Here is a 10,629-nt window from a genome sequence, read left to right as displayed (position 1 = left end):
CCTCGCAACTCCACCCTAGCCGTCAGGTCCGATGGCCACCCAAGCCCTACACCCCGGACCAAGCCGGATTTTCCACCACCTCCGTGGACGCTACCGCAGGCCAGGGCGTCACCTTTGCCTAAGCGAGACACCGTGCCAGTGTAGGACACCCCCGCCGAGAGTGTGTTGCATGGATCGGCTTGGCGGTCTGGGTAGGTTAGGTTCCTGAGGAGGCGACGCCCGTCCTTCTCCAGGAGAGCGCAGCTTGCCGTTCAAGGCCAATGCCGAGCGTCGTCACCGTATTCCGAAGCAGCGGTTCCGGGCGACGAACTGGGCGGAATACGACGCGGCCCTGCGCGGACGTGGCAGTCTGACCGTGTGGTTCACGGAGGCGGCGATCGTGGCCTGGAAGGCCGAGCCCCGGATCACGCGGGGCGGACAGCCGCGGTATTCAGCTCTGGCCATCAACACGGCCCTGACGCTTCGGGCCGTGTTCCGCCTGGCCTTGCGTCAGACCGAAGGCCTGACTGGTTCGATCATCGCCCTGCCTGGGCTGGATCTGGCCGTGCCGGACCACAGCACCCTTGACGTTACCCCGTTTGAGTGGACACGGGTTACGGCCTACGCGGCCGCGGCGAGTTGTTCCATCTCAGCTGGGGCTTTGTAGCCGATCGCTTAGTGGATGCGCTGTCGGTTGTAGAAGCCTTCGATGAAGGCGAAGAGGGCGGACCTGGCGGCCTGTCGGGTCGGGAACGGCCCGTCCTCCTCGAGTTCGGTCTTGAGACTGCCGAAGAAGCTTTCCATGGGGGCGTTGTCCCAGCAATCGCCTTTCCGGCTCATCGCCTTGAACGGCAAGCTGGGCTCTCCTGGAGAAGGACGGGCGTCGCCTCCTCAGGAACCTAACCTACCCAGACCGCCAAGCCGATCCATGCAACACACTCTGTGTGCGGGGCTGAACTCGCGAAGCTTTGCCTATCGCTTTCCCATCCTCAACCCAATGCGTGTTGCCGGTCGCAGGGCAGAGCAGGGATCGTCAGTTCGTCGTCTCCCCACCCAGCACCTCCCACACCTTCGCCGCGAGATCCCCGAGGGAGAAGGGCTTCATGACGAGGTGGACGCCCGGGTCGAGCACGCCGTTGTGGACCACGGCGTTGCGAGTGTAGCCAGTTGTGAAGATCACCTTCAGGTCGGGACGCCGGCGCTGCGCCTCCTCGGCCAGCCGCGCGCCGTTCATGTCGGGCATCACGATGTCCGTGAACATGAGTACGATCGCCGGATCGCCATCAAGGATGCGCAGGGCCGTCACCGGGCCGTCCGCCTCCACCACGTCGTAGCCCAGTTCGCGCAGCGCTTCGACACTCAGGCGCCGCACCGCCGGATCGTCCTCCACGACGAGGACACGTTCGTTCCGGCCCGACGGCAACTCCCCCGGCGCCGGCTTCTCCCCGGCTGGGGCTGCCTCACCGAGGAAGCGCGGCAGGTAGATCTTCACGGAGGCGCCCTGCCCCGGCTCGCTGTAGATCTTAATGTGCCCACCCGATTGCCGGACGAAGCCATAGACCTGGGAGAGGCCCAGGCCGGTCCCCTTGCCGACGGGCTTCGTCGTGAAGAACGGCTCGAAGACCTTATCGAGCACCTGTCGCGGGATCCCGGTGCCGGTGTCGGTGACCGCCACCATGACGTACTGGCCCGGCACGACGCCGGCGTTGTCGCGCGCATAAGCCTCGTCGAGGTGCGTGTTCGCGGTCTCGATCGTCAGCCGCCCTCCCTCCTCCATTGCGTCGCGCGCGTTCACGGCGAGGTTGAGGATGGCCTGCTCCAGCTGGTGCGGGTCGGCGTGCGAGCGCCACAAACCGCCGGCGAGCACCGTCTCGATCCGGATGTACTCGCCGATGCTGCGCCGCAGGAGCGCGGACATGCCGCCGACGAGCAAGTTGGCGTCGACGGGTTCCGGCGCGAGGGCCTGCCGGCGAGAGAAGGCCAGTAAGCGATGCGTCAGGGTTGCCGCCTTCTCCGCCCCCTCTCGCGCGCTGTCGACATAGCGCTGCAGCGCGCCCCATTCCGCGCGATCCAGCCGGCGCTGAAGGAGCTGCAGGCTACCCCCGATGACGGCGAGGAGGTTGTTGAAATCGTGGGCGATGCCGCCTGTCAGCTGGCCAATTGCCTCCATCTTCTGCGCCTGGCGAAGCTGCGCCTCCACCCGCTCGCGGCCGGCGATCTCGTCGAGCAGGCGCCGGTTGGTCTCCGCTATCTCACCCGTGCGGGTCGCGACCTCGGCCTCGAGGCGTTCGTTGAAGCGTCGAAGTTCCGCCTGCGCCTCCCGGGCCTCGGTGACGTCGGTATGCACGCCGACCCACTCGCGGATGGTGCCGTCCTCCTCGAGGATCGGAACGGCACGGACGGAGAAGAGGCGCCAAGCGCCGTCGTGGCGGCGTACCCGGTGCTCGAAGACGAAGGTGCGGCGCTTAAGCAGGGCCTCGTGCCAGGCCGCGACCGTCGGCTCTGCATCCTCCGGATGGACGGCCTTCGACCAGCCGAAGCCCTCGTATTCCTCCGGCGTCTGGCCCGTCATGGCGGCCCAGCCGGGCTGCTCGCCTCGCATCTCGCCCGAGGCGTCGTTCGTCCAGATCACGCCGCTAACGGCGCGGACGGCCGCCCGGAAGCGCTCCTCGCTCCGGCGCAACGCTTCCTCGCTCGCTCGCCGGGCTGCGATCTCCCTCTGGGCTGCGCCGTAGAGCCGGGCGTTGTCGATCGCAACCGCGGCCTGGGCGGCGATGCCGGTCATGAGCTGCTCGTGGCGCTCCTCGAACCGCCCCGGCTCGGGGTGGCCGAAGAAGAGGCCCCCGAGCACCTCCCCCGAGCGGGAGACCACAGGCACTGCGAGGTAGCTGCGGACCGGCAGGTGTCCTTCCGGCATGCCATGGTGCGGCGTGTTGTGGCCGTAGCGCGGGTCCGCGGTGATGTCGTCGGAACGGACTGCCGGGGCGCCCCGGAAGGTCGGGGCGAAGACCTGGGTGTTGCGCGGCATCGGGAAGCGGGAGAAGTGTTCCCGGGGGACGCCGGAGATGGTGTAAAGCGTGTAGTTCTCGCCCGCCTCGTTCACGACGTTGTAGAAAAAGGCGCCGAACGCGGCCCCGGTGAGCGACACGCCCGCATCGGTCACGGTCTGCACGATGCGCTCGAGGTCGAGTTCGGCCGCGATGGCAGCCCCGGTCCGGTTCAGTGTCTCTAGACGCGCCGATTCCTCGCGCAGCGCGCCTTCCGCGGCGTGGCGGTCGGTGATGTCGGTGAAGGCGGCCAGCGCACCGGTGACTCGTCCCGCCTCCAGCAACGGCATGGCATTGACGGAGAGGACGACCCGCTCGCCGGTCCCGGCGTCGCGGACGGCGTGGACGTAGGCCCGGACATTCTCCCCCCGTAGGGCCCGGGCCGCCGGCAGGTCCTCGCCGGAAATCGGATTGCCCTCGGGGGTCGTGATGTCCCAGGCCGGCGCATCGTAGCGGCGCCCCTCAATCTCGCTCCGGCCGAGCTGCAGCATGCTCTGGGCAGCCCGGTTCGCGTAGGTGATGGCGCCCGTCGCATCCACCTCCAGGATCGCGACAGGGGAGGTGTCGAGGACACGCTGGAGCTGCCCCCTGCTGCGGTCCAGCTCTGCCTCGGCGAGGTCGCGGGCCTGGGTCCTGTCCCGAAGGTTCCCCGCGGCCCTCGCGAGGGCGTCCTCGATCTCGCCCACCTCACGCAGGAGGCTCGCGCTGCGTGGGGGTTCGACGCCGAGGGTGACGGACTCCGCGGCGGAGGCGAGCTGGCGCATCCCTCGCGCGATCTGGCGGCCGAGATACCCCGCCACAAGGACCGCGAGGGCCACCGAAAGGGCTCCCACGCCCAGCAGGACGCCGAGCGAGTGGCGCGCCGATGCGGAGGCGGTCGCGACGGGCACGCCAACCGCTGCCCTCCAGCCCGCGAGGGTGGAGCGGGCGAAGGCCGATAGGACGGGCGTGCCCTCGAGCGTCGAGCCGGTCCAGGTTCCCTCGGCGCCCACGGCCCGTTCGCGCAGGTCCCGCGTCGCCTCCGTTCCAGCGAAGCGCTCGTGCTGCCGCGAGCGTGCAATGATCCGCCCTGCATTGTCCACCAGGGCGCCCGTCCACTCATCCGGTAGACCCTGGGAGCGAAGGAGGCCTGCGAACCGGTCTGGCGAGATGCCGACGTTGATCAGACCTCGAACCTCGCCTTCGCGGACGATCGGCACGTTGACACTGACGATCTGGGCCCCGGCCGTCGCGCCGGTGAAAAGGTCGGAGATGATGGGCCGGCGCCCCTCGATCGCGGCCTGATCCCCAGGCGGCAAGGAGCGTGGAAGCGGGTTGCCTTGGGGGAAGCGTGTGTTGACGAGCTGCTGCCCCTCGGCATCCTTCACGATGACCTCGGCCCCGAGCAGCGCCCGCACCTCGAGCGCTTGGCGGTGCAGTTCGGCGTGGTCGCTCCGGTCCCACAGGCGGGACGTGGCGAGCACCTGCAGTGCGCCTTGGAGCCCGCCGAGATCCCGGTCCACCGCAGCGGCGATCCGCCGGGCGTAGTCAAGGGCCTCGCCCTCGTATCGGCTCCTCTCCCCCTCCGCGAAGCGCGAAAGCACAAGCCAGGAGAAGAGCAGCACCGGGAGCAGCAGCCCCGTCGCGAGGACGATCAGGAGCGCTGGCGTCGAGATCCGGCCCTGCGGAGATCGGGCACGCCGGGCTTCAAAGGGGAGTGTCCGGAGTTCAGCGGGCATGCACCCCTTCTTATCCACCCGCTACCCCCCCTGCCAGCCCGCGCCAGAACACCGGCCCCCACTCGATCCTGCTCCGTTGGAGGCACGCCTCACCGCCCGCACCGGACAGGAGAGCGGGTTCAGCCCGCGGGGTATGCCGATCGAGGCCCCCTCCCCCTCCTAGTCGTGCTTGGAGCGGGGGATGAGCACTGTCATGCCCTCGGCGACAAAGCACAGGTGCTCGCGGTCCATCCCTGCCAGTTCCGAGCGCCGCAGCGCCCCCCCGAAGCCCACCAGGAGCAGCGCCCTATCCCGCAGCCCCGCCATATCCGTCCTACAGCTGGCCAGCAGGCGCTTGACCTCGGCCGAGGTCAGCGCCGCCGGGCGGGTTCGGTTGCCGTACGCCGCGGGGATGCCGCGGATGGTGGCGCTGATCGCCGGCTGGCGGGTTTCCCAGGGGTGACCAGCCTGGCGGTGGTGGTGGGCGATGGCGGCCAGCCGCCGGCGCAGGCCGCTGCGGCCGAGGGTCGAAGCGAGGCTCACGAGGTGATTGGCAACCACCACGGGCGCTGCCCGCAGGACCACCACCCCGCCCAGCTCGCACCAAGAACAGAAGGCACGCCAGTCGGAGGCGTAGGCCCGCCGCGTGTTCTACGACGGTGCCTGCCCGGCATAGCCCGCCGCCCGCGCCACCGCCTCGCCGACCGGCCCCGCGAGCACCGCCAGCGCCTCCGCTGGGAGCGTGCCGGCCGCCATGCGCACTACGGACGAGGGGACAGCCGGCGGGCTCGACCCGGGGCACTCCGTCACACCGCGCCCTTCGCCCGCTGAGGCACGGAAAACCCCGTGCTTGCTGGCGATGCTACCCCTGTCCGCACCAGAGTCCCCATCTTTTCTCCCTCACTCCGGCCGACCCGGCGCATGCCCTTGCGGCGCTGTTCCGGCCAGTCTGAGTGTGCCGGCGTCGCCATTCCATGGCAACCGCCCCCTCTCCTCCCCTTACGCACGATAATAGAGCGTTCTCGTGCGTAACTCCCGGGAACAGCCTTATTTTGCTAGGGTTTTGGTGCTTCTCGGGAGGCCAGCGCCGCGTCCCGCAACGGATGGCGCCATTCCGTCCGCTGATCCCCCTTTCCGTCTTTATGAGCCCGGCCACCTCCTGACATCAGGTTAACGAGCCCAAGAATTTGCATACCTGCCGGACGAAAGCCGGAGCCCAGACCACTCTGGCATTGACCGGATGGCACGAATCAGGATCTCTTCTCTCGATCAGGAAGGTAGCACTCAGCCGTGATGCAGCCGTCCTCGGCTAGCCTGAGAAGGCCGGGGAGAGCAGCTGCGTGAATGCGCGCCTCCTCACCGACACCGATCCAGCCAGCGCCTCTGGCCGCGTTCTTGACCTCACTCCACTTTCGGTCGTCCCAGGTCGGTCCGGGCTGGAGCACGGCGCGCATGTCCGGCGCTGCTAGTAAGATCAGCGTGACCGTTCCATCCTCCTGCAGCTCGATTACAGCACGCCGGGGCTGGCCGGATTGGAGCAGATCGAGGCCGGGTCCCTGCAGGACGCGGCCAGCCGCCGACCTCTTCAGAGTGCTATTTCCGAAAGCGCGCGCCCCCGCTTGAAGAAGGTGGTGCACCCCCCGCGAGAACACCTCTGCGATCCTTGCCTCTCTCTCGTCCAGAGGCATTGCCATGAGGTCGTCGCTGCTACGATCGAGGAGGGCATCGATGGCCCTGGCGGCAGTGCGAGCCGTGTCGGGAGTGACTTGTCCGCGGGCAACGACACGGATCAGGGCTGCACGCGGGTTCTTGTCCGACAGCCCGGTCCATCGGGCGTCGAGTTCAGCAGCCAACGCCCTGCACCAGGATGTGTCACGGTCCAGTCCCGCTGTGCAGGCCAGGGCCACGACGACCGCGCACTCGGCAAGGAGCGCATTGCGACGTTCCCGAAGCTGGTGACCTTGAGAGCTGATCCTGATGCGTTCGTCGCGCAACTCGCCACGCTCGGCCGAGATTGCCTCTGCCTTTTTGCCGAGCGCGGTCGCTCGCGCGAGCAGCAGGACCCTGTCGGGCGCCCGCCTGCTCACGGCCGAACCTACGACCTTCGTAGGTTCGGGCAGCTCGCCGTCCGGCGCCTCGAAGGTGAGCACTGGCCCGCTCATCTGGGATGTCTGACTTTCCATCTGCCGCTCCTCATGACCGTCGGACCTGCCCCCGCAGCTCCGGTAATCGTGTCACGCAAGGGCAGCCGATCCGGTCATTCCGCGTCAAAGGGTCGCTGGTGCCTCACCCCGGCCGAAGAGGCTCAGGCCTCCACGCGTGGACCGGCCCACGGCGAAGTATCCATCCGGTGCTACGTCCGTCCGACGGGTGGCTCAGCCAAGCGCGCTGCAGACCGTCCACAACATTGTAGACGATTGTTCCGGTCCTCGGACGCGCCCCAACGACCCCAACGGGCAATCGACAGCGCCGAGGAACCCGGTTCTGCCCTAACCGAGGAGCGGTTCTCCGCCCATCAAGGGCGACAGGGCAGCTGGGGACGAGTGCCGGCGCAATACCCCAAACCCGGGTGAATCGCACCTCGGCCGCTCCCTGAGGCTCCGACCACGGGTCTAGAGGCTCGGCTCCTGACTGCCCTTGGCGCCGCCCCAAATGTTCCGGCCATGGAAGCGTCAACGACATTGTAGACGGTTTCGGCCTGGAGGCTCCCACCCTGATCAGGGGGCTGGGGGAGCGGCCTGCGGTGGACAGGGCTCGGGGGCAGAGAGGGCCGAAGATCGCGCGGGCGGCGTTGCGCCTCGGGCAGCAGATGCTCTCCGGCTTGCTCTTCCACTCGGCAGCGCGGGTGGCGGGTGGTCTTGCCGTTGGACACCGGAACGGGACGGGCGCCACCTGCCCGCGCAGCTCCGTCACTTGGATCACATAAGGGCACCCGATCCGGTCAATCCGCGTCAAAGGATCGCTGATGCCTCACCCCGGCCCTGAAGACCCACGCCTCTATCCGTAAGCTGGCCAGCCGCGAAGCGTTCACCCGGTGCTTCGCCCGCCCGACGGGTGGTTCGGCCGAGCGCGGCAGTCCATCCACAACATTGTAGACGGTTCCTTCGGTCCGAGGAGGCGCCTCAACACCCCCTATGGGCTAGCAATAGTGCCGACGAGCCGAGCTCTGTCTCGTCCGAGGAGCGGTTTTCTGCACACGACGAGTGACAGGGCAGACAGGGACCAGTTCCGGCGCGGTCGTGCCCCCGGAGGTGGTGTAGGAGGCGGCCGCCCGGGTCGAGGGCGGCCATCGTGGTGAACTTGGCTAGGGTTGGGTTGTCGAGACCTGACCTGAACCATGGAGACCACGATGACCGACGAGAGGATTGCTCTTCGGGAGCTTCTGGAGAAGGGCTCTGACGCGACGTTTCTGCGTGAGATGATCGGCTTTGCCGCCCATCGGCTGATGGAGCTGGATGCCGAAGGGGCCTGTGGCGCCGCCCATGGAGAGCGCAGCCCTGAGCGGGTGAACCAGCGGAACGGCTATCGGGAGCGGGACTGGCAGACCCGGGCCGGGACGGTGGAACTCAGGATCCCCAAGCTCCGGAGGGGCAGCTACTTCCCGGCCTTCCTGGAGCCAAGGCGACTGGCGGAAAAGGCGCTCACGGCGGTGATCCAGGAGGCCTACGTCCAGGGCATCTCCACCCGCTCGGTGGACGACCTGGTTCGCGCCATGGGGATGGAGGGCATCAGCAAGAGCCAGGTGAGCCGCCTTTGCGGCGAGATCGACGGGCGGGTGCAGGACTTCCTCGCCCGTCCCATCGAGGGCGACTGGCCCTACCTGTGGCTGGACGCCACCTACGTGAAGGTCAGAGAGGCGGGCCGGATTGTCTCGGTGGCCGTCACCATCGCGGTGGGGGTGAACAGCGGCGGACGCCGCGAGGTGCTCGGCATGGCGGTGGGCGCCTCCGAGGCGGAGACCTTCTGGACGGAGTTCCTCCGTGGTCTGGCTCGGCGCGGCCTGCGCGGGGTCAAGCTCGTCATCTCCGACGCCCACGAAGGCCTCAAGGCCATGGTTGCCAAGGTACTCAGGGCCACATGGCAGCGCTGCCGCGTGCATTTTGGCCGCAACGCCGCCGCGCATGCGGGCAAGACCCAGCGCCGCATCGTCTCCGCCTGGATCGGCACGGCCTATGCCGAGCCAGATGCCCCGGCCGCCCACGCCCAGTGGCGCAAAGTGGCCGACCAGCTCCGCCCCAAGGTCCCGAAGCTGGCCACCCTGATGGATGCGGCCGAAGAAGACGTGCTGGCCTTCATGGACTTTCCCCGCGAGCACAGGGCCAAGCTCCACAGCACAAACCCGATCGAGCGCCTTAACGGCGAGATCAAGCGCCGCACCGACGTAGTCGGCATCTTTCCCAATGAAGCGGCCGTCGTCAGGCTCGTTGGCGCACTTCTCCTCGAACAGTCCGACGAATGGGCCACGCAGCGCTCCCGCGACATGACGCTGGAGACCATCGGCGCCGTGAGCGATACTGCCTCGGTCAGCCTGCCCGCCGCGGCCGCCTGACACGGCGGCTCAGCCCGCCAAGGAGCACCGCTCCTACACCACGCCATAGGGCACGATCTCCGGCGCGATACCCCAAACTCGGGATAATCAGACCTCGGCGGCTCCCCAAGGATCTCGCCAAGGATCTGGAGAGGCCGCTCCTGATTCCCCGAGGTGCCGCTCACGCAGGCCCTGGCCAAGGACGCATCAACGACATTGTAGATGGTTTCGGCGTTGAAGCTCCGGTCCCGGTCAACTGGCTGGCAGAGCGGCCTGGACTGGAAGGGCTCGGCGGCAGAGAGGGCCGAAGAGCTTATGGGAGACGCAGCGCTTGCGGCAGCGGGCGATCTCGGGCTTGCGCTTCGTCTCGGCGGTGCGAATGGTGGGTGGCCCTGCCGCTGGAGGTCGGGATGGAGCAGCGCCGCAGAGCTTCACGTTTCAAAGCTTTAATCCACTTCCCCTCCTCGCTGGTCGGATCCACCCGCATCCCTTGGTCGTGCTCGGCCTGCCTCACTCAGTCACGGAGCGTCTCGCTTGTGCAGCCGATCTCGGCCGCGATCGAGCCAATAGCGGCGTACCGTGAGGCGTGATCGCTTCCGTATTCCAGCACCATTCCGATCACACGGCGCCGAACTTCGAACGAATACAGCCTCGAGGTCCTCTTCATCATCGCTCTCGCCTTTCAATGATTGGAGCCTTCAGAGAACCCGGAGCGCTTCAACTTGCCTGGCCCACTTTGCTGGCGCACATTCCGAGAAGGCGGTTTCAGCTTTGCTGCGAATCAGATTTGTCGATCGGTTGGCTGCGCGGATCCAGGTTCCCCAGCCACCCGCACGCAAGCTCCTGTCACCGCAAGCGCTTTTCGCCCGGCCCTGCCCACAGGTGCCGGCTTGCGTCATTTGTCCCCACAATGTCCCGACATCGCGACCAAGCGTGGCATTTTCCACTACCGAAGGCGCTACCCTGGACGGGCTGTGGGTGAGGTGCTGTTGAGCCTTGCCACCCGGAACCTGCGGGAGGCGGAACACCGTGCCCGAGGTAGCGTCCACGGAGGTGGTGGAAAATCCGGCTTGGTCCGGGGTGTAGGGCTTGGGTGGCCATCGGACCTGACGGCTAGGGTGGAGTTGCGAGGCTCCCACCCCTGACCGGCCGAGGACCCGATGACCGAGGACAGACTGCCACTGGCTGACCTGCTGGCGAAAGCAGGAGATGGTGACTTCCTACGCAGCGTTGCCGAGGCGGTGCTGCAGATGCTGATGGAGGCGGACGTGGAGGGGCAGATCGGCGCCGCCCGGCACGAGCGCACCGGCGAGCGGCTGAACTACCGCAACGGCTTTCGCGACCGCACGCTGGACACCCGGCTGGGGTCGCTGCAGCT

5 protein-coding genes and 2 pseudogenes are annotated in these 10,629 nt (G+C 67.8%); 3 read left to right on the top strand and 4 right to left on the bottom strand.

What is annotated here, in order from left to right; all coding sequences use genetic code 11:
- Positions 1 to 244: 244 nt before the first annotated feature.
- Positions 245 to 586 (top strand): annotated as a pseudogene (locus tag BO39_RS28075) (transposase); the annotation flags it as partial.
- Positions 587 to 654: 68 nt separating this feature from the next.
- Here the strand turns inward: BO39_RS28075 and BO39_RS28070 are convergent.
- The 4 genes and pseudogenes from BO39_RS28070 to BO39_RS28055 all read right to left on the bottom strand — a co-directional run.
- A pseudogene (locus BO39_RS28070) lies at positions 655 to 822 on the bottom strand (IS3 family transposase); the annotation flags it as partial.
- A 190-nt stretch (positions 823 to 1,012) separates the two neighbouring features.
- Positions 1,013 to 4,744, bottom strand: coding sequence for a PAS domain S-box protein (locus tag BO39_RS30655; protein WP_052402971.1), 3,732 nt, complete (start codon positions 4,742 to 4,744; stop codon positions 1,013 to 1,015).
- A 159-nt stretch (positions 4,745 to 4,903) separates the two neighbouring features.
- On the bottom strand, positions 4,904 to 5,311 hold the full coding sequence (locus BO39_RS33350) for a site-specific integrase (protein ID WP_052402970.1): 408 nt from the start codon (positions 5,309 to 5,311) through the stop codon (positions 4,904 to 4,906).
- Positions 5,312 to 5,973: 662 nt separating this feature from the next.
- Positions 5,974 to 6,906, bottom strand: a complete 933-nt coding sequence (locus BO39_RS28055; RefSeq protein ID WP_043839990.1) for a hypothetical protein — start codon at positions 6,904 to 6,906, stop codon at positions 5,974 to 5,976.
- A 1,166-nt stretch (positions 6,907 to 8,072) separates the two neighbouring features.
- Here BO39_RS28055 and BO39_RS28050 point away from each other — a divergent pair.
- Positions 8,073 to 9,272 carry an IS256 family transposase gene (locus BO39_RS28050; protein WP_043839992.1) on the top strand — a complete coding sequence of 400 codons (1,200 nt, stop codon included), beginning with the start codon at positions 8,073 to 8,075 and terminating at the stop codon, positions 9,270 to 9,272.
- A 1,139-nt stretch (positions 9,273 to 10,411) separates the two neighbouring features.
- The coding region (locus tag BO39_RS28040) for a transposase (protein ID WP_043839988.1) at positions 10,412 to 10,629 on the top strand (218 nt) is incomplete at its 3' end.

Origin of the sequence: Roseomonas aerilata DSM 19363, from assembly GCF_000711725.1 — a bacterium.
In the GTDB taxonomy this organism is placed as follows: Bacteria; Pseudomonadota; Alphaproteobacteria; order Acetobacterales; family Acetobacteraceae; genus Roseomonas; species Roseomonas aerilata.
This window is presented reverse-complemented; position numbering and strand designations above follow the sequence as displayed.